Origin of the sequence: Amycolatopsis rubida (assembly GCF_900115345.1) — a bacterium.
GTDB classification, from domain to species: domain Bacteria; phylum Actinomycetota; class Actinomycetes; order Mycobacteriales; family Pseudonocardiaceae; genus Amycolatopsis; species Amycolatopsis rubida.
The window spans coordinates 22,590-46,510 of record NZ_FOWC01000008.1 but is presented as its reverse complement, the minus strand read 5'-3'; the positions used below and the strand labels follow the sequence as shown (position 1 = coordinate 46,510).

At 71.1% G+C, this 23,921-nt stretch carries 23 protein-coding genes, 4 tRNA genes and 1 pseudogene; 18 read left to right on the top strand and 10 right to left on the bottom strand.

The features are described 5' to 3' along the window. Positions 1 to 3 precede the first annotated feature (3 nt). The 7 genes from BM362_RS27700 to BM362_RS27670 all read left to right on the top strand — a co-directional run bounded on the left by BM362_RS27700 (position 4) and on the right by BM362_RS27670 (position 6,000). The gene (locus tag BM362_RS27700) at positions 4 to 222 is read left to right on the top strand and encodes an MbtH family protein (protein WP_067580057.1); all 219 of its coding nucleotides are present in this window, start codon (positions 4 to 6) and stop codon (positions 220 to 222) included. A gap of 6 nt (positions 223 to 228) precedes the next feature. Continuing rightward, complete coding sequence (locus BM362_RS27695) at positions 229 to 1,764, top strand: amino acid adenylation domain-containing protein (RefSeq protein WP_067580059.1); 1,536 nt, start codon at positions 229 to 231, stop codon at positions 1,762 to 1,764. A 123-nt stretch (positions 1,765 to 1,887) separates the two neighbouring features. Next, positions 1,888 to 2,586, top strand: coding sequence for a guanitoxin biosynthesis heme-dependent pre-guanitoxin N-hydroxylase GntA (gene gntA, locus BM362_RS27690; RefSeq protein WP_093575134.1), 699 nt, complete (start codon positions 1,888 to 1,890; stop codon positions 2,584 to 2,586). Beyond that, positions 2,583 to 3,344 (top strand): SDR family NAD(P)-dependent oxidoreductase, encoded by a 762-nt coding sequence (locus BM362_RS27685; protein WP_067580061.1) that lies wholly within the window; start codon positions 2,583 to 2,585, stop codon positions 3,342 to 3,344. Before gntA ends, BM362_RS27685 begins: the two co-directional genes overlap by 4 nt. Next, positions 3,341 to 4,375 carry a hypothetical protein gene (locus tag BM362_RS27680; RefSeq protein WP_067580063.1) on the top strand — a complete coding sequence of 345 codons (1,035 nt, stop codon included), beginning with the start codon at positions 3,341 to 3,343 and terminating at the stop codon, positions 4,373 to 4,375. The genes BM362_RS27685 and BM362_RS27680 overlap by 4 nt, the downstream gene beginning before the upstream one ends. Before the next feature lie 9 nt (positions 4,376 to 4,384). Further along, positions 4,385 to 5,185, top strand: a complete 801-nt coding sequence (locus tag BM362_RS27675) for a GNAT family N-acetyltransferase (protein WP_143132496.1) — start codon at positions 4,385 to 4,387, stop codon at positions 5,183 to 5,185. After that, on the top strand, positions 5,182 to 6,000 hold the full coding sequence (locus tag BM362_RS27670) for an MOSC domain-containing protein (RefSeq protein WP_093575133.1): 819 nt from the start codon (positions 5,182 to 5,184) through the stop codon (positions 5,998 to 6,000). The genes BM362_RS27675 and BM362_RS27670 overlap by 4 nt, the downstream gene beginning before the upstream one ends. A 405-nt stretch (positions 6,001 to 6,405) precedes the next feature. Here the strand turns inward: BM362_RS27670 and BM362_RS27665 are convergent. Beyond that, positions 6,406 to 6,477, bottom strand: a tRNA-Val gene (locus tag BM362_RS27665). Positions 6,478 to 6,868: 391 nt separating this feature from the next. Here BM362_RS27665 and BM362_RS27660 point away from each other — a divergent pair. The 4 genes from BM362_RS27660 (at position 6,869) to BM362_RS27645 (ending at position 7,673) form a co-directional block, all read left to right on the top strand. Further along, positions 6,869 to 7,294 (top strand): SsgA family sporulation/cell division regulator, encoded by a 426-nt coding sequence (locus tag BM362_RS27660; RefSeq protein ID WP_005159130.1) that lies wholly within the window; start codon positions 6,869 to 6,871, stop codon positions 7,292 to 7,294. Positions 7,295 to 7,432: 138 nt separating this feature from the next. Beyond that, a tRNA-Gly gene (locus BM362_RS27655) sits at positions 7,433 to 7,505 on the top strand. Positions 7,506 to 7,526: 21 nt separating this feature from the next. Continuing rightward, positions 7,527 to 7,597: transfer RNA gene (locus BM362_RS27650), tRNA-Cys, on the top strand. A gap of 1 nt (position 7,598) precedes the next feature. After that, positions 7,599 to 7,673, top strand: a tRNA-Val gene (locus tag BM362_RS27645). 57 nt (positions 7,674 to 7,730) lie between these two features. On the opposite strand, the gene BM362_RS27640 is transcribed toward BM362_RS27645, so the two are convergent. Continuing rightward, positions 7,731 to 8,801, bottom strand: coding sequence for a Dyp-type peroxidase (locus BM362_RS27640; protein WP_244287309.1), 1,071 nt, complete (start codon positions 8,799 to 8,801; stop codon positions 7,731 to 7,733). Between the two features lie 566 nt (positions 8,802 to 9,367). Here BM362_RS27640 and BM362_RS27635 point away from each other — a divergent pair. Continuing rightward, positions 9,368 to 10,684 carry a right-handed parallel beta-helix repeat-containing protein gene (locus tag BM362_RS27635; RefSeq protein WP_093575132.1) on the top strand — a complete coding sequence of 439 codons (1,317 nt, stop codon included), beginning with the start codon at positions 9,368 to 9,370 and terminating at the stop codon, positions 10,682 to 10,684. A 290-nt stretch (positions 10,685 to 10,974) separates the two neighbouring features. On the opposite strand, the gene BM362_RS27630 is transcribed toward BM362_RS27635, so the two are convergent. Beyond that, a complete protein-coding gene (locus BM362_RS27630; RefSeq protein ID WP_244287308.1) occupies positions 10,975 to 11,703 on the bottom strand; it encodes a hypothetical protein in 729 nt (242 codons plus the stop codon). Positions 11,704 to 11,928: 225 nt separating this feature from the next. Between BM362_RS27630 and BM362_RS27625 the strand changes: the two genes are divergently transcribed. Then, positions 11,929 to 14,349, top strand: a complete 2,421-nt coding sequence (locus BM362_RS27625; protein ID WP_093575329.1) for an SdrD B-like domain-containing protein — start codon at positions 11,929 to 11,931, stop codon at positions 14,347 to 14,349. Positions 14,350 to 14,386: 37 nt separating this feature from the next. On the opposite strand, the gene BM362_RS49355 is transcribed toward BM362_RS27625, so the two are convergent. After that, the gene (locus BM362_RS49355) at positions 14,387 to 14,605 is read right to left on the bottom strand and encodes a hypothetical protein (protein WP_244287307.1); all 219 of its coding nucleotides are present in this window, start codon (positions 14,603 to 14,605) and stop codon (positions 14,387 to 14,389) included. Positions 14,606 to 15,202: 597 nt separating this feature from the next. Continuing rightward, positions 15,203 to 15,589, bottom strand: coding sequence for a hypothetical protein (locus BM362_RS49350; protein ID WP_244287306.1), 387 nt, complete (start codon positions 15,587 to 15,589; stop codon positions 15,203 to 15,205). Positions 15,590 to 15,636: 47 nt separating this feature from the next. Here BM362_RS49350 and BM362_RS27615 point away from each other — a divergent pair, with 47 nt between their 5' ends. After that, complete coding sequence (locus BM362_RS27615) at positions 15,637 to 16,164, top strand: helix-turn-helix domain-containing protein (protein WP_067580072.1); 528 nt, start codon at positions 15,637 to 15,639, stop codon at positions 16,162 to 16,164. Positions 16,165 to 16,212: 48 nt separating this feature from the next. On the opposite strand, the gene fgd is transcribed toward BM362_RS27615, so the two are convergent. Next, positions 16,213 to 17,217: a glucose-6-phosphate dehydrogenase (coenzyme-F420) gene (gene fgd, locus BM362_RS27610; protein WP_067580074.1), complete on the bottom strand. Its 1,005-nt coding sequence runs from the start codon at positions 17,215 to 17,217 to the stop codon at positions 16,213 to 16,215. Positions 17,218 to 17,485: 268 nt separating this feature from the next. Continuing rightward, positions 17,486 to 18,256: pseudogene (locus BM362_RS50695) on the bottom strand (glycoside hydrolase family 76 protein); the annotation flags it as partial. A gap of 46 nt (positions 18,257 to 18,302) precedes the next feature. Here BM362_RS50695 and BM362_RS49340 point away from each other — a divergent pair. After that, positions 18,303 to 18,827, top strand: a complete 525-nt coding sequence (locus BM362_RS49340) for a hypothetical protein (protein WP_244287304.1) — start codon at positions 18,303 to 18,305, stop codon at positions 18,825 to 18,827. Between the two features lie 45 nt (positions 18,828 to 18,872). Here the strand turns inward: BM362_RS49340 and BM362_RS27600 are convergent, their stop codons facing one another. After that, positions 18,873 to 19,247, bottom strand: coding sequence for a YciI family protein (locus tag BM362_RS27600; protein ID WP_093575131.1), 375 nt, complete (start codon positions 19,245 to 19,247; stop codon positions 18,873 to 18,875). A 79-nt stretch (positions 19,248 to 19,326) separates the two neighbouring features. Then, the gene (locus BM362_RS27595; protein ID WP_093575130.1) at positions 19,327 to 20,253 is read right to left on the bottom strand and encodes a hypothetical protein; all 927 of its coding nucleotides are present in this window, start codon (positions 20,251 to 20,253) and stop codon (positions 19,327 to 19,329) included. Between the two features lie 609 nt (positions 20,254 to 20,862). Between BM362_RS27595 and BM362_RS27590 the strand changes: the two genes are divergently transcribed. Continuing rightward, positions 20,863 to 21,657 carry a siderophore-interacting protein gene (locus BM362_RS27590; protein ID WP_067580085.1) on the top strand — a complete coding sequence of 265 codons (795 nt, stop codon included), beginning with the start codon at positions 20,863 to 20,865 and terminating at the stop codon, positions 21,655 to 21,657. 4 nt (positions 21,658 to 21,661) lie between these two features. Here the strand turns inward: BM362_RS27590 and BM362_RS27585 are convergent, their stop codons facing one another. Further along, complete coding sequence (locus BM362_RS27585; RefSeq protein WP_369805894.1) at positions 21,662 to 22,186, bottom strand: methylated-DNA--[protein]-cysteine S-methyltransferase; 525 nt, start codon at positions 22,184 to 22,186, stop codon at positions 21,662 to 21,664. A 43-nt stretch (positions 22,187 to 22,229) separates the two neighbouring features. On the opposite strand from BM362_RS27585, the gene BM362_RS27580 reads away from it, so the two are divergent. Continuing rightward, positions 22,230 to 22,847 (top strand): RraA family protein, encoded by a 618-nt coding sequence (locus tag BM362_RS27580; RefSeq protein WP_067580087.1) that lies wholly within the window; start codon positions 22,230 to 22,232, stop codon positions 22,845 to 22,847. 601 nt (positions 22,848 to 23,448) lie between these two features. After that, positions 23,449 to 23,745, top strand: coding sequence for a hypothetical protein (locus BM362_RS27570; protein WP_067589133.1), 297 nt, complete (start codon positions 23,449 to 23,451; stop codon positions 23,743 to 23,745). Positions 23,746 to 23,921: the final 176 nt, after the last annotated feature.

The following is a 23,921-nucleotide window of genomic DNA, read 5'->3' as shown; positions in this document are numbered from 1 at the left end:
CGCATGTTCGACGACACGCAGCGCGAGTTCCGCGTCGTGGTCAACGACGAGGAGCAGTACTCGATCTGGCCGTCCGGGCGGGATCTTCCGGCCGGCTGGCGGGCCGAGGGCCGGACCGGGTCCGCAGAGGACTGTCTCGCCCTCATCGACGAGATCTGGACCGACCTGCGGCCGCTGAGCCTTCGCCGGGCCGCGGCGGCGGAAACCGCACCGAGGAGTTAGCGCGCCATGGACGATTCCCGTCAGACCCGAGCGGACCTGCCCGGTCCCCGGACGGTGTGCGAACTGTTCGAGCACCAGGTCCGGACCCGCCCGGACGCCACGGCCGTGCGGACCGCCGCACGTTCGTGGACCTACGCCGAGTTCGGCCGCGAAACGGCCCGGCTGGCGCATCGGCTCAGCCGCCTCGGAGCGGGCCCGGACACAATCGTCGGGATGCCGATCCCGCGTGGCGCCGCCGCCTTGATCGGCATCGTGGCGACGATGCGGTCCGGCGCGGGATGCCTGCCGCTGGACCCCGACGATCCGCCCGCCCGCAACCGGGAGGTGCTCCGGGACGTCGGGTGCGAGCTGACGCTGGCCCTCTCCCCCGACGACCGGCTCCCGGGCGTGCAGCTGCTCGACGACCCCACGCTCCAGGACGAACCCGAGACGGGCGAGGGCCTGCCCGCCCCGGCGCCGCAGGACCTGGCGTACGCGATCACGACGTCCGGCTCGACCGGCCGCCCGAAAGTGGTGGGCGTCCCGCACGAAGGCATCGTCAACCTCATTCTGGCCAGCCGCGACGACCTGGACCTGATCCGCCCGGACGACGCCGTCCTGTGGACGTCCCCGGCCACTGTCGACATCACGATGCAGGACTGCCTGATGGCCCTGTGCTGCGGAGCCGCCGTCGCGGTCCCGAGACAGGGCGAGCTGCCGGCGACCCGGATCGTGCACGAAGCCCGCACGCTCGGCGCCACGGTGCTGGACATCCCGGCGGCCATGGTCGGACCGTACGGCGAATCCCTCCTCCCGCGCCTGGCCAAAGCCGGGGTGCGGCTCGTCGCGGCCGGGAGTTCGCAGCTGGACGGCCGCGGCCTCGCGGACGCCGCGGGCTCGATGGTCGTGCAGAACTGTTACGGCCCTACCGAAGCCTCGGTCGCCGTCACCTGGTACCGGTGCCTTTCCTCGACGCCGCAACGGGCGCCGATCGGCAAGGCGATCCGGAACGTGCGCACCTACGTGCTCGACGAGGAACTGCGCCAGGTCCCGGCCGGCGAGGTCGGCCAGCTGTTCCTCGCCGGCCCGGCGCTCGCCCGGGGATACCTCGGCCTGCCCGCCCGGACGGCGCGGGCGTTCCTGCCCGACCCGTACTCCCCCGCCCCCGGCGAGCGGATGTACGCGACCGGGGACCGGGTCGTCCGGCAGCCGGACGGGGATCTCGTTTTCCACGGCCGGATCGACGACCAGGTGAAGATCAACGGTTTCCGGGTGGAGACCGGCGAGGTGGAGCACGCCCTGCTCCAGTGCCCCGGCGTCGCCGACGCCGTGATGCTGGTGCGCGAGGACGCTCCGGGCGGCACGGCCGTCGTCGCCTTCCTGGCGGGCACGCCGTCCGCCGACGAGGAGCTGGCGCGGCGGCTGCGCGAACGGCTGCCCGGCCACATGGTCCCGCGGTTCTACGTGTGGCTGGACGAACTGCCGCTCAACCGGCCGGGAAAGGTCGACCGCGCCGCGCTCGCCGAGGTCCCGGTCGCCGATCTCGTGTACGGGGGCGGCTGACCGGCCGGATGACCGTTCCGCCTCCGATACCCAGCATCCGAAGTCCTGCCAGCGCGAGCACGGGAAATCCGTCGGCCAGTGCCCTGCGCGACCGCATCAGACGGACCGGGGAGTGACAACACCATGACAACCGGGGGAAGCAATCCCGAGGAGATCGGCGCGGCGCTCGGAGTGAAACTCCTTGGCGACACGTTCTCCTGCGTGGCGGCGAAAACGGCGTGGCTGCGCGAAAGCGTGGTGCACCGCCATTTCGGGCCGATGGGCACGCCGGAGACAACCGGCGAACTGTCCGGGGCGGTCACTGATTTCGCGCTGCGCCGCGACGACATCCACGAGTTGCTCGCGACGTTCATCGCCACCTTCGAAGGACCTTTCGGCCTCGACGAGACCGGATTCGAAACGCTGGTGTGGCACCAGCTGCAAGGGCTGCACGACCGGGACGCCGGCCGTTTCGCCTGGGCGGATTTCGCCGATCCCGACCCGGCGTCCGACCGCTTCGCGTTCAGCATCGCCGAACAAGCCTTCTTCGTCGTCGGATTGCACGCGAATTCGTCGCGCATCACCCGTCAGTTCAGCCATCCCACGCTCGTCTTCAACTCGCACGTGCAGTTCGAGCGGCTGCGCGAGCGCGGGATCTACGGACGCATCCGGAACGAGGTGCGGACGCGGGAAATGGCGCTCCAGGGATCGATCAACCCCAATCTCTCGGACTTCGGCGAGCGGTCCGAAGCCGGGCAGTACTCCGGCCGCGCGATCTCGGCGGACTGGACCTGCCCCTTCCGGCCGCGCACCGGCGGCCCCGAACGAAAGGACGCGCGATGACCGACGGCTGGATCGTGATCACGGGAGCCTCGGCCGGCATCGGCCGGGCCGTCGCCGAGCGGTTCCTGAAAAAGGGCCGCCGGGTGGCGCTGCTCGCCCGCCGGACCGACCGCTTCGCCGGCCTGGCCGGCGATTTCGGCTCCGACCGGGTGCGCGCGCTGGCCGTGGACGTACGCGACCGGCCCGCGGTCGAACAGGCCTTCGCCGCGCTGGACGGGATCGACGTGCTGGTCAACAACGCCGGGCTGTCCCTCGGCCTCGGACCGCTCGACGACGGGGATCCCGACGCCTGGCAGACGATGCTCGACACGAACATCGCGGGTCTGCTCGCCTGCACGCGCGCCGCGCTGCCCGGCATGCGCGAAGCCGGGGCGGGACACGTGGTCAACATCGGGTCGCTGGCCGCCGAGTACGCGTTCTACGGCGGCAACGTCTACGCGGCTTCCAAGGCCTTCGTCCACCACCTGTCGGCGAACCTCCGGGCGGACGTCCAGGGCTCGGGCATCCGGGTCACCTGCGTCGCGCCGGGGATGGTGCGCTCGGAGTTCGCCCTCGTGCGCTTCGGGGGCGACCAGGCCAAGGCGGACGCCCTGTACGAGGGCATCAGCCCGCTGACCCCCGACGACGTCGCGGACACCGTCCTCTGGGCGTGCGAGACGCCGGCGCACGTGAACGTGAACTACGTCGAACTGATGTCGGTCGATCAGCCCTTCGGGCTGGCCCTCAGCCGTGCCGCACAAGAGAGGAACACGCAATGAGCGCAGTCCGTTCGTTCAACGACTTCGACAAGCTTGAGGAGATCGTCGTCGGCAGCGCCGAGGGATTCAGCTTCCCGCCGATCGACAATTCCCTGAAGCACTTCTTCGAACCGCCGCTCGGCGCCGAATCCGAGGCGGTCTCCGCCGGCACCCTGGCCAGGGTCGTCGAGGAAACCGAGGAGGACTTGCAGGTGCTGGCCGGCACCCTGGAGGACCTGGGAGTGCGCGTGCGCCGGCCGGAGCGGGCCGACCACAGCAGGCCGATCGGCGTCCTGGAATGGAAGAGCACCGCCAATCACGCCCTGATGCCGCGGGACTGCCTGCTGGTCGTCGGCGACACCGTGATCGAGGCGCCGATGGCGATGCGGGCCAGGTACGCCGAGACCTTCCCCTACCGCAAGCTGCTGCGCGAGTACTTCGACGGCGGGGCGCGCTGGCTCGCCGCGCCCAGGCCGCAGCTGCTCGACGAGACCTACCAGTACGACGAGGCGGGCACCCCGGTGCTCGCCGAACTGGAGCCGCTGTTCGACGCGGCCAACATCATCCGGTGCGGCAGCGACCTGTTCTTCAACGTGAGCAACACCGGCAACCGCCTCGGCGCGGCCTGGCTGGCCCGGGCGCTGGGGCCCGGCTACCGCGTGCACGAGATCGCGATCAGCTCCGACCACGTCGGCACGACGCTGCACGTGCTCAAGCCCGGCGTGCTGCTGGCGAACGCCGGGCGGCTGGACTCCGACCGGATCCCGGAACCGTTGCGCGGCTGGAAAACCCTGTGGTTCGACGACCCGCAGGACGACGGTTTCGGCTTCGGGTGGCCGCGCGCCTCCACCTGGATCGGCATGAACATCCTGTCCGTCGACCAGGACACGGTCATCGTGCCGCAGGCGCAAAAGGGGCTCGCGAAGCTGCTGGAGTCCGCGGGCTTCACCGCGATTCCGGTGCCCTACCGCCACGGCCGCACCTTCGGCGGCGGATTCCACTGCTGCAGCGCCGACGTGCGCCGTGCGGGCGAACTCACGTCCTACCTCTGAGGGGACACCGTGTCAGACGAGAGGAAACGAGCGCGGTTCGAGGTCATCGTGAGCCAGGGCGGGGACGAGATCATCGACGCCGCGTTCCGCAACGCCGAGCGCGGCGACGCCTTCGCGATGTACGAGCTGTCGAAACCGTTCGTGGCCACCGGCGGCCTGATCGCGCGCGACCTGGAGCTGTTCGACACCGACGCCGAGGAGTTCTACGTCGTCGAGATCGACCGGAAAGTGGTGGCGTGCGCCGGGATCCGCCGCTTCGCCGGGCGGGCCGAGATCTTCAACGTCGTGGTCGACGGACGCTGGCAGAGCCTCGGCATCGGCGGCTTCCTGCTGGCCAGCATGCTGATCGTGCTGGAGTCGGAAGGCTTCCCCACCGCGGTCGTGTTCACCAAGACGACCAAAGGCTGGTTCGCCCGGCACGGATTCGTGCAGATGGACCCCGCGCCGCTGCCCGCCGAGCGGCTGGCGATGCTGGACCCCGAGCGGAAGTCGATTCCCATGGTGCGCCCGACCGTGCGGGCCTTGGACAGCATCGACGCGCTGCCGCTCATCACCGAGCTGCGGGTGCGGTTCGAGCTCTCCGGCCTGGAGGCGGTCTGGGACGACGGGTGCGATTCGCTGCTGGCCTTCGCCGAGAAGAACGACATCGACACCGCGTCGCTGTGCCGGGGCGGGGTGTGCGGCACCTGCAGCAGCGTGCTGAAGCGCGGCACCGTGAGCTATCACGTGCGACCGGAGGTGGACCCCGGCGAGGGCAGCGTCCTGCTCTGCATCTCGCGGCCCGCCGCGAACCTGGTGCTGGACCTGTGAACGCGCCGGCGGTAGCGGAGTTGTGGCGTTATCCGGTGAAGTCGATGGGCGGGGAGCAGGTCCCCGAACTCGTGCTCGGCCACGGGGTGGCGGGCGACCGCGCGTTCGCCGTCGTCGCCGTCGCCACCGGCCGGGTGCTGACCGCCAAACGCGTTCCGCAGCTGCTCGACGCCACGGCGCGCTGGCTCGGCGGGGAGGCGGAGATCGCGTTGCCGGGCGGGCCGGCCGTCCGCACCGACGACCCGGACGCGGAGGCGGTCCTCAGCCGCTGGCTGGGCCAGCCGGTGCGGCTGGAACGCCCCGTCGGTCGCGCGGTCGCGGTCGAGGAGTACCAGGGCGATCCGGACGGGTCCGCCGAGCTGGCCACCTTCGACCTGCCTGCCTGGGGCTTCGTCGACGATTCCCCGGTGCACCTGCTGAGCCGGGACTCGCTGCGGGCGGCGAAGAGCTGGCACCCCGGCGGCGACTGGGACCTGCGCCGGTTCCGGCCGAACATCGTGCTCGCGCCGGGCCCCGCCGCTGACCCCGCCGCTGACCCCGCCGCCGTCCCGGCCGCCCGGTCCGGCGAGGGCGCGGTGGGCGACGAGCTGCGGATCGGCCAGGCCGTCCTCGAAGTGACCGGCCTCTGCCAACGGTGCGTCATGGTGTCGCAGCCGCAGCGCGGCCTTCCCAAGGACCGCGAGGTGCTGCGCTCGATCATCCGCGAGACCGCAGCCATGTTCGGGACGTATGCCGCGGTGCTCCGTCCCGGCCAGGTGCGCTGCGGCGATCCGGTGACCGTGCCGGTCGCGGTGCAGGCCGACGGCGCGGGCTGACCGGGAGGGAGGCCGGACGACCCGGTGCGCCGCCTGGTCGCGCGGGCCGGGACGGCGCGGATTTCCGGTGCCCCGGCCGGAATTTCGCGGCGCGCTGGTCCTTGAGCTGCCCACGGACGGGCCAGGAGCCGGCCGGGTCGACGCCGGGGCCGAGGGCATCCTCGTCGTGTCGCTGATGCCTCGGCCCCGGCGTCGACCTCGCGTGCGCCGTTAACCCGGGCACGGAATTCGCTTTCGCGAAGAAGCTCGTCCGTTGCCCGATCCGACCGGGCCCGGAGGCCCGGAGTCGATCGGAGTCCGCTTGCCGGCTCGTTCGCGCACCGCCGTCGCCTCCGGCCGCGTACTCCCCCGCTACGAGAAACGGCCTGCCGCGAAGTTCGCCGGCAGGCCGTCGCAGTGGTGCTGTGGGCGATACTGGGATCGAACCAGTGACCTCTTCGGTGTGAACGAAGCGCTCTCCCGCTGAGCTAATCGCCCGCTCGCGGTGCGGAACCAGCCTACCCCACGACTTTCGGGGGCCTGCAAACGGGTGGTTTGATTCGACTACAGCGCGTCTGCCAGCGAATACCGTCCGAACAACCCCGAGCTAACCAAGGCCCTGCCCGGACGGGGGCGCGTGCGGCCCTCCGCGACATCCGTGCGACGGTGCTATCGCACAGCGGCCGAACCGCGCAAGATGTACTGGCGGCTCCCCACCGGGCGCCCGCTGAAGGCTGCGCGGCACGGACGGCGACGGACCGGACGGACCTCGGGGCAGACGGTCTCGAACGGGTGATCTCAAGCGCACTCGCGACGGATCCGGGCCCCTGGTGCGTCTCACCGTTGTCCTCGGTCGTCCGGGCCGGGAAGGGAGACGAAGGGTAGGACGATGCGCAACGATCACGTGACGCTCCGCTCGACGGCGGTCTTCGACCTGCTGGCGCCGCGGACCCCGGCGGTTCCGGTGAAGGTGGAGCTGCGCTACGACACCCGCGACCCCTACGCCGTCGTCGCCGCCTTCCGCACCGGGCGGGCGGGCTGGGTCGAATGGGTCTACGCGCGCGACCTGCTCGCCGACGGCCTCCTCGCCGACGCGGGCGACGGGGACGTCCGCATCCGGCCTTCGGTGGAGGACCCGGAGTCGGTCCTGATCGAGCTGAACTCGCCGTCCGGGCACGCCATGTTCGAGGCCTCCGCGCAGGAGCTGGCCGATTTCCTGGACCGCACGTACGACGTCGTGCTGCCGGGCAACGAGCACCTGTGGGTCGACGTCGACGACGCGCTCACCCACCTGATCCCGAATGATCTGGCCTGATCACCGGCCCGCGAGCGGGCCAACAACCCCCCGGTGCCGCGCCGGTCGCCGGGGTCGGATATGGTTTCTTCACACCACGGCGACGGGGTGCGAGCCGGAATCGCGAGAGTGCCGGTGCCGCCGCGAAGCCACGGTAGTGCGGACGTAGCGCAGCTGGTAGCGCATCACCTTGCCAAGGTGAGGGTCGCGGGTTCGAATCCCGTCGTCCGCTCGGAGGGCTCAAGCCCCATGCGGTGGAGTGGCCGAGAGGCGAGGCAACGGCCTGCAAAGCCGTGTACACGGGTTCGAATCCCGTCTCCACCTCGCGCGATTAGCTCAGCGGGAGAGCGCTTCCCTGACACGGAAGAGGTCACTGGTTCAATCCCAGTATCGCGCACCAGCGTTGCCGGAAGCCCTGCTTCTCTTCGGAGAGGCAGGGCTTTTCCGCGTCCCGCGCTCATGACGGAAACAAAGTCGAGCCCAGCGGCCGCTGCTCGTCGAAGCCGGGAAGGACCAGGAAGGTCCCGCTCGCGGTGGTGGTCGTGAACGGCAGCAGCGCGTCCGCGGTCTCCATGCTCGCCAGCGTGGCGGTGAACGTGTGCAGATCGTTCTGGAAGCTCACGAAGAGCAGGCCGGGAGCCGGCGCGTCCATGCTGTAACTGCGGCGCAGCATGAGTCCCGCGCCCACGACGTTCGCGTGAGCCCGCCGGACATGGGCGCCGGCCGGGACGAGGTAGCGGCCGTCCGGGGTTTTCGCGCCCAGCTCCGGCCCGTCGCCGATGACCCCGCCCGACAGCGGAACCCCGGTGTCCCTTCGGCGGCCGAAGACAGCCTCCTGCTCGGCTACCGGCAACGCGGCGAACCGCGCCACGTCCAGAACCATCCGCCGGACGACCGCGATCGTGCCGCCCGCCACCGGAGCCGGACCGGCAAGCCACAGATCGCGCTGCTGCTCGACCGGAGCCCGCGGGCCGACGATCCCGTCGACAAACCCCAAAACGTTCCGTGGCGCGGTCTGCCCGTCCGAGACCGCGATATGCGGTCCGCGCGCGCCGGACTGCCGCCAGCGTTCGCGCACGCCCCGCGTCGCCAGGAGGGCGGCCGCGACGATCGGCGGGAGCAGCGGGTCGCCGGCGCAGATCTGAAGCAGCAGATCCCCGCCGCGGCAAGCCGGAGCGATCGCCTCACGGGCGGCCGGAGGGAGGTCTTTCGCACCGGGCAGGTGCGGATCCGCGGTCTGGACCAGCCTCGGCCCGACGCCGGCCGTCACGGTCAGGTCGCCCGCGGGCAAGCCCAGCAGACGCGCGTCCTTCCCCGCGGTCACGGCCAGAATGCGACGGCCCAATCCGGCGAGAAGCGGGCCTGGCGCAACGGAAACATCCGCGACGACGACCAATAGATGCGATTGCGGTTGCTGCGGCGTCATGATCCCGGCTTGATGCACACCGGTGGACAGGATCGGGCCGGGCCGGTTTTCGGCGTCGGGCGCGGGAGCCGCGTGGCAACCGGCGGCGAGTCCGGCGGTCACGGCCGCCCCGAGAACAGCGCGACGGGAAGGGCGGCGCTCAGCGGAATTCACGACGGGCAGCGTGACAGATTCCGGCACCGCAGGCGAATTCGGCTCGGCGAAACGAGTGTTCGATCGGCGGTGGTGCCCGAAGCCGCTCCGGCGATTTCGCCTGGAGACCGACTGTCCACAAAGAACGGCCCCGCTGGCGAGGGCAGCATCGACGAAACGCCGGTCCCCTCAGCGCAGCCGATGCTCCGCCTCGCAGGCCTCGCCACAGCGACCCCCCGGGCGCGACTGAGCCGCACGTGAGGGGAACCACGCACCTCCACGGCGCCGGGCACGCGGGCACGCTGCCGCCCCATCGCCGCCCCAGCGCCCGGTGAACTCGCCTCTGGCAGGCGGCACCCCCCGTGCGTCCGGCCGCGCAGCACCCAGCCGAGCGCGCGACCGCCGACCCGGCCGGACAATCACTCCACCACGGTTGTTTCCCCCGGCAGAGGCGCGGTGCTTGGGCGGTTACCTCGCCTTCGTCACGGTGTCCTGGCCCCGCGAACGGAATCCGGCGCTCATGCCAGACTGGGCGCATGCGTTTTCCCGCCATGGCGGCGATCCTCGGGCTGTCCGCCGCACTGGTCAGCGGTTGTGGTTCTTCCTCCGCCGAGGGGCACCGTCCGGACGGAACGGACGTGACCATCCGCGTTCCCGTCGACGCGCCGACCATTTCCGCCGCTGTTTCCCTGGCGCAGCCGGGAGATCTCGTGCTCGTCGCGCCGGGCGAGTACCACGAAACGGTGAAGATCACGACGCCGCGGGTCACGCTGCGCGGCGAAGTGCGGGAGAAAGTGGTCGTCGACGGGCAGGTGAAGCGGGACAACGGCGTCGTCGTGTCCGCGCCGGGTGTCGCCGTCGAGAACCTGACTGTCCGGAATCACACGCAGAACGGCGTGCTCGTGACCGGTTCGGTCAAAGCCGCCGACGGGCTGCCGGGGCACGGCGGCGGCTACGACACCGGCGACGAGCCGATCCGCTTCCTCAGTTCGTTCCTGGTCTCGCACGTCACCGCCACCCGCAACGGTCTCTACGGAATCTATGCGTTCTCCGCACAGAACGGAGTGATCGAGCAGTCGTACACGTCCGGCGGCGCTGATTCCGGAATCTATGTCGGCCAATGCAAACCGTGCCGGACGGTCGTGCGGGGCAACGTCGCGGAGCTCAACGCGGTCGGGTTCGAGGGCACGAACGCCAGCGGCGAGATGTACGTCGTCGGGAACCGGTTCAGCGGCAACCGGGTCGGGGCCACCGCCAACTCCGATCACCAGGAGAAGCTGCTGCCGCAGCGGGATTCCGTGCTCGCGGGCAATCTCGTCGCGGCCAACGCGCAGGCGGCCACGCCGGAGCAGGCCGACGGCGGCTGGGGCATCGGGATCGGCATCGACGGCGGCAGCGGCAACCAGGTGCTGCGCAACCGGATCGCCGGTAACGCGAACGCCGGGCTCGTCCTCACCGCGACCCAGGGCGTGCCGCCGACGGGCAACCGGATCGTCGGCGACGTCTTCGCGGCGAACGGCATCGACGTCGGCTGGACGTTCCCCGGCGCGACCAAGGGCAGCGGAAACTGCCTTGATTCCGGGATGCCGCACACGATTCCGGAGGGACTGCCGACTACTGCCGCTTGTCCCGCGGCCGCCGCCTCGCCCTCGGGAATGTGGACGAGAGCGAGACCGCCCGCGGGAATTCCGTTTACCGAGGTCGCGGAGCCGCCGTCGCAGCCGCAGTTTCCGGACGCGCGGACGGCCGGGCCTACGGTCGTCCCGGCCGGGCCGGAGTTCCCGGACGTCGCGAAGATCCAGGCTCCGGCGGCGTCGCTGCTGGCAGACCGCGCGTCCGTGGCCGCTGCTTAAGGACAGCGAAACTCGCCAGCGGCAGCGCGGCTTCCGGGCGAGCCCAGGCTCGAACCGCATGAGGCTTCCCAGTTGCTGTTGTGCGAGACCTCGCCACCGCGATGCGCGGCACGCGTGACTTTCTCCGCACCCGCGCTCATCGACCGGGAAGGATTTCGCCACCGCGCCCGCAGGGATTTCGCCACCGCCGAAGGCCCGACGCGCGATGCCGAGGTCCTGCGGCCCGTCTCGTCAGCCGACGCTCTCCGCCACCGAGAAACCTCATTCCGGTCCCTGACTCTAAGGAAACATCACCGAGCAGACGGCACCGCAGTGAATTCGTGGGTGTCGAAAGAAACAACGACCGGATTCGTTTCACCCGGGATCACGGCCCGCACCCGGTACATGACGCCGTCCGCGTCGAGCCAGTACCGGACTTGTCCCGCGCTGCCGGGACGGTCCCGCGAATCCGGGCCGGTGAAGACGTCGACCGGATGCCCGTTCACCTGATCGGCCGCTACCCATTCGGCACCGTTCTGCGGCAGCAATTGCGCGTTGTCCGGCCGGTCGCTGCCGAGTCCGAGAAGAATGGCCAATGCGCGGTCGAGCGCGCCCGCGGCCGGATCGAGCGGGCGGCCGAACCAGCCGTCCGCGGGCGGTTTCCCCGGCGGGGAATCCGGGACGGCCGACAGCGGCCGGAGTTCGATCCGGCTGGCGGTCCACCGGAGCAGGCCATTGCCGGAGCCGGTGCGCCCCTGGCCTTTCAGTACCCCGTAGCCGGCCTCGGCGCGGTAATCGACCGCACCGGTGAGCACGAGTTCGCCCGCCGCGCCGGGGACGCTGACCGTCACCGCACGAGCCTGTTTCCGGTAATTGCGGAATCGCGCGATCGCGAGCCGGCTCGCCTCGTCCGCGGTGACCGCGCGCGGGCCGGAATCCGCGGCGCCCGCGGCGGCATACCAGAATATTCCTGCGCCGAGCGCGACTGCCACTGCCGCGGCGAGGACCGTCCACCGGCGCACGATCCGTTTTCCAAGCACAGCGAGTGACCGTAGCAGGATTTTCGATTCACCCGGTCCGTTTGTCCCGGCACCGTACCCGGACAGACCGTTTTCTGCTTCACTGTTACAGCTTTGCGGCACGCCGCGCGAATATTCCGCGCAGAGAACGGAGATCCCGCAGTCATGACCCGAGGCGGCAGAAGAACGAGCGGCAGATTCAGGCTGGCCCGCACGGCCGCCGCCTTAGTGCTGGGCGGCAGTGCGATGACGGTGACCTCCGGCTCCGCCGCTGCCGCCGGGGACGGCACATTGACCGTCCAGGTGCTCCGCGATTTCTTCGGCACCGGCATCGTCAACGCCGCCATGGACACCCCGCAGCCGGGGATGTCCGTGCTGGTCACCGACCCGGCCGGACATCAGGTGCGCGGCCGCACCGACGCGGCAGGCAAGGTCGTGGCGGACCCGGCCGCCCCGCTCGCCGGCGGCCGGTACCGCGTCGACGTGTCCGTTCCGGAGCCGTATCGCGCGTATCTGCGGGCCGCGCCCGCGTCGACGGAGAAAAACCACTTCGACAGTTTCACGACGTTCGTGGATCTGCGGGAGGGCAAAGACGTTTCGGTCATCACCGGCGTCTGGAACCCGGCCGACCACACCCCGCCCGACGCCCGCTATTACGTTCCGGTGCAAAACCCGGCGGTGAACAGCGACGGCAGCGCGCCCGATCCGAACAGCCGCGCGCTGGTCGCTTTCGACCGCGGCCTGCGCGGCACCTGCCCGGCCGACTCCGCCTGCCCGGCCGCGCTGAACACCCAGGCCCAAGTCGGCACCACGTGGGGACTGGCGTACGACAAATACCGCGACCGCGTTTTCCAGGCGGCGTTCGCGAAACGCTTCACCGCCTACGGCCCCGAAGGCGGCGGCGCGATTTACACCACGCCGCTCGGCGGCGGCGCGCCCAAGCTGTTCGCGAACGTGCCGGACGCCGAGGTCACCGCGCACGGCGCGGTGGACATGCGCAAGGACGAGCATTTCGTGGACGTCCCCGGGAAGGAAAGCCTCGGCGGGATCGCGCTCGCCGAGGACGGCAAAACGCTGTACGCGGTGAGCCTCGCGACCCGGAACCTGCTCAGTTTCGACGCGACCGGAGCCACCGCGAAGCCGGGCAGGACCGTCCCCGTCCCGGATCCCGGTTGTGCCGTGCCCGGCGACTGGCGGCCGTTCGCGGTCGCCGCGCACGACGCGAAACTGTATGTCGGCGGCGTCTGCTCGGCGGAAAGCACGAAGCGGCGCGAGGATCTGAAGGCCGTGGTCTACACCTACGACGGCGCGAAATTCACCCCTGTGCTCACGCACGGCCTCGACTACCGGCGCGGCTACGTCATCACAGTCCCGGACCCGGACGACAGCATGGACCACTGGAACCCCTGGGACACCTCGTTCTCCTCGTGGGACAAGTTCATCAGGAAGGGCCCCGGGATCAACCCGCAGCCGGAACTGGCGAGCCTGGCCTTCACCCGCGACGGCTCGATGGTCCTCGGCTTCCGCGACCGGTTCATGGACGTCTTCGGCTCCGGCATCGACCCGCGGCCGGGGCACGACGGAGTCGCGACCGGCATGTCCGGCGGCGACATCACCATGGCCTGCGCGGCGCCCGGCGGCGGGTACGACTGGGAAGGCACCGGCTCCTGCCCCAACCACGGCAGGCCCGAGACGAACGGCCACGAATCGCCCGGCGTCGTCGAGTACTTCCCCGGCGACTTCTACGATCCGAGCCGATCCGGCACCGGCGTGCACCAGGAGGCCGCACAGGGTTCGGTCGCCTACCTCCCGCAGCAGCAATGGGTGATCAGCACCGAACTCGACCCGGCACAGCACGTCAGCTCCGACGGCGTCGGCTACTACGACGTCGGCACCGGCATCGGGCCGGGACAGGACAATCCGAAGCACGGGTACGCGTTCGTCGGCCCGGCGAACAGCTTCGGCAAGGCGGGCGGGCTCGGCGACATCGCCTACCAGGCGGCGAACGCGCCGATCCAGATCGGCAACCTCGTGTGGTTCGACGGCGACCACAACGGCGTCCAGGACCCGAACCGCACGGACGAGGTCCCGCTCGCGAAGGCGACGGTCACGCTGCTCGACGCCGGCGGCAAGAAGGTCGCCAGCACCGAGACCGGCAAGGCGGGCGAGTACTACTTCGGCGGCGTCGGCGCGGAGTACCAGCTGAAGCCGGGCGAGAAGTACACCGTGCAATTCGACGTCTGCACCGCGGCGACGGACACCGTGCCGGGCACGCCGCCGGCCACCGACCTGCGGTTCACGCTCCCGACCGCCGGACCGGACCGGGCACACGATTCGAACGTCGTGCCGCCGAAGTCCGGACGGCTCTGCAACGGCTACGCGCCGGTGACCGCTCCCGCCGAGGCGGGCGGGGTCGACCACACCATCGACGCCGGGGTCCACCTTCCGTTGCCGCCTGGCCCGCCCCCGTCGTCCGCGCCTCCGGTGCCGAACCCGAACCCGGCTCCCCCGGTGGCCTCTCCGCCCGCGGGCGCGACGGACACGGATTCGCTGGCCTCGACCGGGATTCCGCTCCTGCCGATGCTGCTGATCCTCGGCGGGGCGCTTCTCGCCGGAGGCACGGGCTTCCTGGTGGCGGCCCGCCGAAGGCGGTTCAGGCGGCAATGACAGCGATCGAGGTCCGCACGCCTGGAGCGGACCTCGGTCACTGCCGCGCCAGCCAGTCCGCGAGATCGGCCACCACCGTCGCGTCGACGTGCTGCGGTTCCCGGTAACTGTCCGGAGTGGAGGGACCGGCGCCGGGAAAGAACAGGTGGTCGTCCGCCGGATAGCTCCAGACCGCGGCATCCGGCAGCCCGGCCCGCCACCGGGCGAGATCGTCCTCGACGGTGACCTGATAGTCCCGGCCGCCCTGCAGCACCAACGTCGGAGCCTCCAGCGCCGCCGCGGTCGTACTCGCGCAACTCCAGCCAGTACGACCCGGGATAGCCGAACAGCAATCCCTCCCCCGGCGCCGACGGCGACACCGCCGGATCCGCGACCGCACCGGCCTGGCGGGCGATCGGCTCGGCGAGCGCCTCGATCCCGGCGTCCAAGGCAGCGAGACGCCGGACCACCCGGACCGCGGCGCGGTGCGTCGGCTCGGCGTCGGCCGCCAGCAGAACCAGCCCCGCGACCGAGGGCTCGGCAGCCGCCACGAGCGGCGCGGCCCTCCCGCCCATGCTGTGCCCGGCCACGAACACCCGCGAAGCATCGACGCTGCCCTGGGCCCGCAGAAGACGAACGGCCGCGACGGCATGCGGCACGTACTCCGCCGACATCGTGAAGCCAGGCGCGGCCGCCAGCTCGGGACGGGCGTAGGTCACCTTGCCGAAGCGCAGCGCCGCGACGCCGCGAGAAGCCAGGTCCCGCGCGAGATCCTTGAGCGGCTTGTTCGGCCCGGCCGTCTCGTCGCGGTCGAAGATTCCGCCTCCGCTGAGCACGACCACGCCCGGCCACGGCCCCTCCCCTCGCGGCACGGTCAGCGTCCCCGGTGCCGAATGGGGTTCCGCGGAAAGAACGACATCCTGCTCAACGAGCGCCGATTCGTCCGCATAGGACGGTTCGGTCCATCCCACAGCGGACGCGAACCGAAGCCCCGCGACGGTTCTCCCGTCGAGTCGACCGACAGCATCACGAGGAATCCGCCCCGCGCGCAGACGACCGGCACCTGAACCCGCGTCAGCTCCGGGCCCGCCGGCTCGGCGACCGGTTCGCCGAGCGCAGTCACCGGACCGTGCTCGCCGAGCTGCGCATTCCACGCCGTTTCCAGCACCACGCCGGGCACCGCCGCCCGCGACCCCGGCGAGAACCGCGTCTCCACCTCGCGAAACCGGCCGTCCCTCACCTGCCCGGCGACAGCTCGCATTGTTCTCAATACATGCGAATGATAGCACTGTATGAGACTATTCAGGAGTGGACGTGTTGACTCTGCTGGGACATCCGGTACGGCTGCGGATCGTGCACGCGCTGCGCGGCGACCGGATGCTCACCACCGCGCAACTGGGCGCGCTGCTCCCGGACGTTTCGAAGGCGACGGTCTACCGGCACGTCGACCTCCTCGCCGGCGGCGGCGTCCTCGAAGTGGCCGGCGAACAGCGCGTGCGCGGCGCGGTCGAACGGACCTACCGGCTGCGCAAGGAACGCGCGTCGATCGATCAGACCGCGATCGCCCGGCTGACTCCGGACGACCACCGGCGCGGATTCGCCGCCGCGACCGCCGCACTGGTCGCCGAGTTCGACGCCTACCTGAGCCGGGATGAGGCGGATCCGGTCGAGGATCTCGTCGGCTACCGGCAGCACGCCGTCTGGCTGGACCGCGACGAACTGCTCGCGATGATCGACGGCATGCGCCAAGCCATCGCGCCCGCGCTCGCCAACGCTCCCGCTCCAGGACGCACGCGATACCTGCTCAGCCCGATCCTTTTCCCCAGCGAAGACTGAAAACCCCCGCCCGGCCGAAGCCGGACGGGGGTTCCCCGAGCATCGCGGTCAGGACAGCGCGCGCAGCCGCGGCAGCACGTCCTCGGCGAACTGGCCGAGGTAACGCTCCTGGTCGTGGCCGGGGCCGTGGAAGACCAGATGGTTCAGGCCCGCGTCGAGATACGGCTTGATCTGCGCGAGCGCCTCGTCCGGGTCCGACGCCACGATCCACCGCTTCGCGACCTGCTCGATCGGCAGCTCGTCGGCCAGCCGCTCCATCTCCTCCGCCGAGGACACCGTGTGCTTCTGCTCCGCGCTCAACGACAGCGGCGCCCAGAACCGCGTGTTCGCCAGCGCCTTCTCCGGGTCCCGGTCGTACGACATCTTGATCTCGATCATCCGGTCCACCTTCGACGCGTCCCGCTCCCCCGCGGCCGCGCCCTCGGCCATCGCCGGCATCAGCTTCTCGGTGTAGAGCTCCATGCCCTTGCCCGACGTGCAGATCATCCCGTCGCCCGCCCGGCCCGCGTACTTCGCCACGACCGGGCCGCCCGCCGCGATGTACACCGGCACCGGACGCTCCGGCCGATCGTAGATCTTCGCGTTGACCAGCTGGTAGTAGTCGCCCTCGAAGTCGACGTTGTCCTTGCTCCACAGCTCGCGCATCAGCCGCACCGACTCGCGCAGCCGCGCGAACCGCTCCTTGAACTCCGGCCACTCCCGGCCCGACACCGCGATCTCGTTCAACGCCTCGCCGGTGCCCGCGCCCAGGATCACCCGGTCGCCCGACAGCAGCGCCATCGTCGCGAACGCCTGCGCGATCACCGCCGGGTTGTACCGGAACGTCGGCGTCAAGACGCTGGTCCCGATCAGCACCCGGCTGGTCCGCTCCGCCACCGCGGGCATCCACGCCAGCGCCCACGGCGCGTGCCCGCCCTCGTGCCGCCACGGCAGGAAATGGTCTGACACCCACACCGAGTCCAGCCCCAGCTCCTCGGCCCGCACCGCGAACTCCACCAGCTCGCGAGGCCCGAACTGTTCCGCCGACGCCTTGTACCCGACCTTCAGCTCCACGATCGCCCTTCCCCGTCCGCATGAACCACGCAGGATTCCGTGGCACCGTCAACCGTACCCGGACAGGCCTCGCGGAGACGGGTGTGCTGCCGGTCACCAACCGGGCTAGTGCGTCGCGTTCATCAGGGCGAGCCCGCAGCCTGGCAGCCCGCGCCCTTGTTCGCGCTGGAGGACATGAGCGCGAGTACTGGTCGAAGTCGTTGCGGGAGCGGGCGTACGCGGAATCCGCTTGCCTGGTCGGGAAATCCCGGTAGGGCGCGTCGGGTGTCGCGGCGTCCAGTTCGGACAGACCGCGGACGAGTCCGGCCTTGAAGTACGACCCGTCGTCGGTGCACCTGCCGCCCTCGCCCGGGTCGTGGACGATGCCGTCTGAGCCGGTGAAGAACGAACCGGTGCGTGTCGTCGAGTCGGCCACCGAACGGGCCGTGCTGATCAGGTTCTGGTCGCCGGTCACCTTGGCCAGCGCAGTGATGCCGGAGACGAACACGCCCTGGTTGCAGGTGTAGCGCTGGCCGACCGCGGCGCAGCTGGTGCCGTCGATGCCGTCCGCCACCAGGCCGTCGGACCCGACGAGCCCCTTGCCGCGGAACCACTCCCAGCCCTGCCGCGCCCGGGTCCGGCAGGTCGCGTCGCCGGTGCGGTCCGCGAGGGCGGCGTTGACCTGGATGTACCGGCTGTTGGAGATGGCCGCCTGGTACGTCAGGCCTTCTTTCCACTGGATGCCGCCGCCGCAGTCGCCGGTCCAGAAGGTCTGCATGTGGTCGGCGCCGGCCTTCGCGGTGGCGAGGTAGCGCTGCTGGCCGGTGCGGTCGCAGGCGTCGAGCCACGCCATCGCCCACCAGCCGGTGTCGTCGGAGAACTCGTCGCGGAACTGGCCGCGGCCGGCGTTGACGTTCTTGTCGTACGTCGCGGCCATCGCGTAGTCGTAGCTGGCCATCCGGCTGACCGAGGCGTTGCGGATCACCGCGGCCAGCGAAACCGCGGTGCCCCAGCCGCCGCCGTCGCGGAAGTAGCCGGTGCCGTTGTCGTAGAGCGCCATCATCGCGGTCGCCACCGCTTGCGCGCGGTTCGCCGCGTTCCAGCGGGTGCGTGCCCAAGGCGTGCAAGCGATCCGGCCGGTGTCGACCGCGCTGCCGCACGCGCGCAGGGCGCCGACGCCGCGGTTGTTCCAGTCGTCGTTGTTGTCCATCCGGGTGCGCCAGCCACCGACCCCGGACGGCGCGGTGGTGAGCCCGAGCCGCGCGCCGCCGTCCCAGGTCGCGCCGCCGTCGAAGGACCGGTCGAGCCGCACCTGGTCGCCGGGGCGCGAGTGGTCGACGACGGCCCAGCCCATCGGGTCGCCGTCGGCGAAGTGGAGCTGGAGGATCCGGTCGTCGAGCGCTGTCGTGACCGCGATCCGGTCGCTGGACGCCTGGTCGGCGGCTCGGTCGTCGCAGTATTTGTCGCACATCACGATGTTCGCCGCCGGCTGGGGCGCTTTCGCTTGGACCGGCAGCAGCGCCGACATCGTTGTCAAGGTCGCCGTGAGCATGACCCGCACCGCTGCCTCCCCGGACCCCCGTTCCCCGGAACGAAGATCCGCCCGAGACGCGGTGCGGGTCAACCAATGACAAGGACCTGGCTCGCGAATGCGGCCGGATGCCCGGCGCGCTGGGCTAGTTCGCGGTCAGGTCCGGGAGGTCGTCGAACTCCACGACCTGCCGGACCTCGACCTCGATCTCGTCGAACAGGTCCGCGTACTGGCTCGCGTACTCGACCGCCTGCGCCCGGTCCGCGGCGTTGACCAGGGCGAACCCGCCGATGACCTCCTTGGCCTCGGTGAACGGCCCGTCCGTCGCGGCCGGCGTCGCGCCGCGGGGTTTGCGGACGATCGCGCCCTTGTCCGACGGGTGCACGCCCTCGGCGGTGATCAGGATGCCGCGTTCGGTCCAGTCCTGGATGAACGCGCCCATTTTCTCCATGAACTCGGGGCTGGGGTTCCAGGCCTCGGGGGCGCTTTCGTCGAGCCGGTGCATCATCAGGAAACGCATTGACCGCTCCTCGGGTCGGGGCTGGTTTCGTCCAGCCGGCACATTCTCGTCGAACGGCCTGGCGCGGGATCGACATCGGTCAGCAACGATGCGTCGGCGACTTTCGCGGCCGGGCCGCCCACGCCGCGACGCCCGCGGCGAGAGTCGCGGAGGTCACCGCGACGCCCGTGATCGGGCTGTTCATCAGCACAAGGCCGGTGAGGAACGCGGTCCCGGCGAGGAGAAGCAACGCCATCCGGAGCGTGGACGCCCAGGCGACGACGAAATCCGCGGCGCGCGACAGCCAGGGATCGCGAGTGTCGGGCTTGCGGTGCCGTCCGGGCTTGCGCCGAGCCAGAACGCGGTGCGCGGAGGCGACCATCTCGTCCCGGGTCGCTACCCGGCGGGGCGGGCGGGAGCAGACATCCCAGTCGACGACGACGCGGACTCGGGCGGGATGTTCGGGATCGGGGCGGAGCGGTCCGGCCGGTCGCACCGGAGGGTTCGCGACCGGGGCGGGTTCGGCCCCGTCGCCGGCCACCACACCACCTCGCCGGGCGGGATGCTCGCGATCGGGGCGGACCGGCCCGGCCGGCCGCACCGGGATGTTCGCGGCCGCGCCAGGATTCGCCCCGTCGCCCGCCGCCACACCACCTCGCCGGGCGGGCTCGGCTGAACTGCTCGCAGGCAGGTGGGCGTTCGCCGAGCCGCTGGCCGCCGCGTCGCCGGACTGGGCGGGCTCAGCCGAACTGCCTGCAACCATCTCGGGTTTCGCCGCGTTGCCTGGCTCGGCCGCATCGCCCGCGGCTGCGCTGGCCTTCGCCGCGTTGCTGGCATCCTCGGCCGCCGCGTCGGCAGGCCGCGCCAGCCTCTCCAGCGGGTCGCGGGGCAGCTCCGTTTCCCCAGCGGGCTCCGGCTGAGGCTCCAGGACCAGCACCGCGCTTTCCTCCGGCGCGGGCGGCTCGCCGGTCCGGCGCGGCTGCCCGGTTCGGCGCGGCTGGTCGGCGAGGCAGGGAACCACCGTCATGAGGTCGTCATCCCTTTCCCTTCCGGCCGGCGGACCGGTTCCGACGGCTGTCCGGGTCCCGCCTGTCGTGCGGCGCGGGCCCCGGATGCGCTCATCCTGGCGAAGACGGTGCGTCACCAGCCAGCTCTACTGGCAGTGTCGCGGTGAACGGTCCCTCAGCGTCGCCTAACGGTTCGAGTGACGGTTTTCGCTACTCTTCGCGGTCACCGATTCGACCCCAGACGGGCACTCCGGCCGTGACTTGTCCAGACCTCTTGACGCGTCCGCGAACTGCTAAGAACCGGCTCTGACACGGGAAGATGCACGTTCATTCGCACAGTCGCCACACGGAGAAACCTCGGCCCCGGCACCCGGGGCCGAGGCGCAGTACTCCACAGAGTGTCACGTCGAGCCGGATTATTGAGCGATCAACTGTCACCCACATGAGTGACACAGAGAGTGATCGCCCCAGGAACGCGGCGCTCGGCAAGGCCCGCTCGAACGGACGCGCCCGCCTAGGCAAGGCGTATGCACAGCTGCGACCAGGGTGGTTTCGGCCCTTGCCGTCCCAGCGCAGCACCGGCTAACGTTCTTAAGGTAAGCCTTACCTAAATGACATCGGGATCCATCATGCCGACCCTCCCCCAGCGCCGCACGCCCGACAGCAGGCGGCTGCTCCGGGCGTCCGTGCTGCGCGCCGAGCGGACGTCCACGCATTTCGTGACCCTCACCGCCGGCGGGGAGGATCTCGTGGACTTCACGCCGCTCGGGTTCGACCAGTGGTGCCGGTTGTTCTTCCCGCGCGAGGGTCAGCGCGGGCTGCGTCTCCCCACCGCTTCGAGCACCCGCTGGCTCGCGCAGCACATGCTCATGAGCGCCGCGTCCCGGCCATGGGTGCGGAACTACACGATCCGGGCGACGCGGCCCGGCGAGGTCGACATCGAGTTCGCGGTGCACGGCGACGGCGGTCCGGCCTCGAAGTTCGCCGAGAACGCGCGGCCGGGCGACGAGGTCGGGATCCTCGACGAGGGGATCGCTTACCTGCCGCCAGCGGGCGTCACGCAGCTTCTTCTCGCCGACGAGAGCGCGATCCCGGCGGCGCTGGCGATCCTGGAGTCCTCGCCTGGTCTGCGGGCCACCGTCTTGCTGGAAGTCGGGGCGCGCGACGACATCCAGGCGGTCGACGTGCCGCTCGGCACCCAGGTCCAGTGGCTGGTCCGCGAGGACGACCGGCTGCCCGGGCGGCTCGCGCTCGACGTCCTCGGCCAGCTCGATCTTTCCGATCCGCCGGGCTACACCTGGGTCGCCGGAGAAAGCGGGCTGGCCACCGGCGCGCGGCGGTTCCTCACGCGGGAGCGCGGGGTGCCGAAGCAAGCGATCGCGTTCCAGGGGTATTGGAAGCACGGTCGCGCCTCGCTCGGGTGATCCGTCAGAAAAGGCGTCCGGCGTCGTCGGCGGGCGGTTCTTCCAGCTGCAGCAGGAATCGTTTCCGGTCGACGCCGCCCGCGTATCCGGTGAGGCCGCCGCTGCTGCCGACCACCCGGTGGCAGGGCACGACGATGCTCAGCGGGTTCCAGCCGTTCGCGTTGCCGACCGCCTGGGCCGCGCCGGGTTCGCCCAGTTCGAGGGCCAGGTCGCGGTAGGTGCGCGTCTCGCCGTAGGGGATGCGGGTCAGCAGCTGCCACACGCGGCGTTCGAACTCGGAGCCGCGCAGGTCCACTTCGAGTTCGAAGGTCCGGCGCTGGCCGGTGAAGTACTCGTCGAGCTGCTCAGCCGCGTCGGCGAAACCGTCGTCGGCGCGCGGGCCGAAGTCCGGGAAACGCGGGGTCCGGCTGTGCCCGTCGAAGTAGACGGCGACCAGCGCGCTGCCGTCGGCGACCAGGGTGAGGTCGCCGACCGGCGACTGGGCGACGGTGTGCCGGAAAGCCATCTTCTCCTCCGTGATCGGTGCCACGGAACGGTATCCGGCCGGGCCGCGCGTGAGAGCATCGCCGTCCATGGACGACGGTTTCGCCGACATCCCGACCACGACGCTGGCCGACCTGCTCGGCCGCGGCCAGGTGCTCGACTACGGCGTGCGGCCCCTGTGGGGTCCCGTGCCGCGGATCGCCGGGCCCGCGTACCCGGTGCGCTGCCCGCCGGGCGACAACCTCATGCTGCACGCGGCCATCCATCGCGCGCCCGCCGGAGCGGTGATCGTCGCGGAATCCGGCGACGTCGACTACGCACTGGCCGGCGGCAACGTCTGCGCGACCGCTCAGCGCCGGGGCGTCGCGGGCTTCGTCCTGGACGGCGTGATCCGCGACCTCTCGGAGGTCCGTGAGGCGCGTTTTCCGGTTTTCGCGCGGGGCGTGCTCCCGATTCCCGGGACGAAAGCCGCGGTGACGCCGCTCGGCGAGCCCGCTCGGTGCGGCGGGGTGACGGTGCACGCCGGGGACATCGTCGTCGCGGACGAGGAAGGCGTGGTCGTGGTGCCGGGGGCGGACGCTCCGCGGGTGCTGGTGGACGCGCGGGCGAAACTGGCGAAGGAGGAGGCGCAGACGCTCGACGAGTGGGCGGAGGCGCACCGGGCGAAGGTGGACGCGGCACTGGCGGCCGGCGGGTTTCGCGGCTGAGCCGGGAGTTCCGGGTGCTTCGCTGAGGTTCGCGCGGAACGGCCGGCGGTCAGCTGAGCGGGCGGCTCGGCTCCGGGATTCAGCCGAGACGCGGCCAGCGGCCTTCGCGGCCGGAGGCTCGCGCATCGAAAACAGCGGCGGCGCGTGCGGGCCAGGCCGCCGGAGAACTCAGCTGCGAAGGGCTTCGGACTTGCCCGGATCGTCGGGACCCGGTCCGTCCCCGCGACGGTCGGTGCAGGACTCTTTGCGGGAGTCAGATTCCCGCAAAGAGTCCTGCACCGACCGTCGCGGGGACGGAGAGCCGCGCGAGCGGGCGGGGACGGGCCGCCGCCAGCTCGGGGCCGGGTTCCGACTCGGGCGGGAGGGGCTCGGGGTCGGGAAGCGGACGGTCCGGTCCCGGCGTCACCGGGTCGGGCTCCACCGGGCCCGGCGGAACGGGCTCAGGCGGGGCGGGCGGCGCGGTCGAGCGGGGGCGAAGCATCGTGGGCTCCTTTCTCTCCCCGGTGGGCTACCGCACATCGGCGGCGGCGAAACATCCACCCGCCCGCGCGAGGTCGGCTAGGGTCGGAGACGGAGCCGACGACCGAGAAGAGGCGAGACGATGAGCGCGGACAAGCCCGGCGAACAGCAGCCGCTCGACGCGGAGATCGTGGAGAGTCCCGGCACGCCGCCGCCCGCCGATCTCCCCGAACCCGACTACAGCGACAACGGCGCCCCGTCGTTCGACTTCGTGCGGGACCGGATCGAGAAGCGCTACACCACCTCGGTCGGCGCGCAGGAGCTCGCCGGGATCGGCGGCCCGGAGGATCTGCAGTCGCTGGACAAGAAGATCGCCGACCGCAAAGAAGCGGCTAAAGACAAGCTGGCCGAGATCCGCCGGTCGATGGGCAAGGAGTAACGCCGTTTCCCTGCCGGGGCTCGGACCAGGCACACAGCGACGCGAAGCCGGTCGGGGTGAGAAGCTCCAGCGGGAGGTGACCGCCTGCCGAGGGACCCGGCCAAGCCAGCTGCGGGTCAGCGCCCCGGTTCCGGCACCCCGGGCGTGACCGTCCACAGTAGACCAAACCCGCCGAT

Coding starts and splice junctions, on each gene's coding strand:
- BM362_RS27600 (WP_093575131.1), bottom strand. CDS start 19,247: ATGCGTTTCCTGATGATGCACCGGCTCGACGAAAGCGCCCCCGAGGCC.
- BM362_RS27635 (WP_093575132.1), top strand. CDS start 9,368: ATGCGTTTTCCCGCCATGGCGGCGATCCTCGGGCTGTCCGCCGCACTG.
- BM362_RS49350 (WP_244287306.1), bottom strand. CDS start 15,589: ATGCGAGCTGTCGCCGGGCAGGTGAGGGACGGCCGGTTTCGCGAGGTG.
- BM362_RS27660 (WP_005159130.1), top strand. CDS start 6,869: ATGCGCAACGATCACGTGACGCTCCGCTCGACGGCGGTCTTCGACCTG.
- gntA (WP_093575134.1), top strand. CDS start 1,888: ATGACAACCGGGGGAAGCAATCCCGAGGAGATCGGCGCGGCGCTCGGA.
- BM362_RS27595 (WP_093575130.1), bottom strand. CDS start 20,253: ATGACGGTGGTTCCCTGCCTCGCCGACCAGCCGCGCCGAACCGGGCAG.
- BM362_RS27695 (WP_067580059.1), top strand. CDS start 229: ATGGACGATTCCCGTCAGACCCGAGCGGACCTGCCCGGTCCCCGGACG.
- BM362_RS27625 (WP_093575329.1), top strand. CDS start 11,929: ATGACGGTGACCTCCGGCTCCGCCGCTGCCGCCGGGGACGGCACATTG.
- BM362_RS27590 (WP_067580085.1), top strand. CDS start 20,863: ATGCCGACCCTCCCCCAGCGCCGCACGCCCGACAGCAGGCGGCTGCTC.
- BM362_RS27580 (WP_067580087.1), top strand. CDS start 22,230: ATGGACGACGGTTTCGCCGACATCCCGACCACGACGCTGGCCGACCTG.
- BM362_RS27680 (WP_067580063.1), top strand. CDS start 3,341: ATGAGCGCAGTCCGTTCGTTCAACGACTTCGACAAGCTTGAGGAGATC.
- BM362_RS27700 (WP_067580057.1), top strand. CDS start 4: ATGTTCGACGACACGCAGCGCGAGTTCCGCGTCGTGGTCAACGACGAG.
- BM362_RS27685 (WP_067580061.1), top strand. CDS start 2,583: ATGACCGACGGCTGGATCGTGATCACGGGAGCCTCGGCCGGCATCGGC.
- BM362_RS27570 (WP_067589133.1), top strand. CDS start 23,449: ATGAGCGCGGACAAGCCCGGCGAACAGCAGCCGCTCGACGCGGAGATC.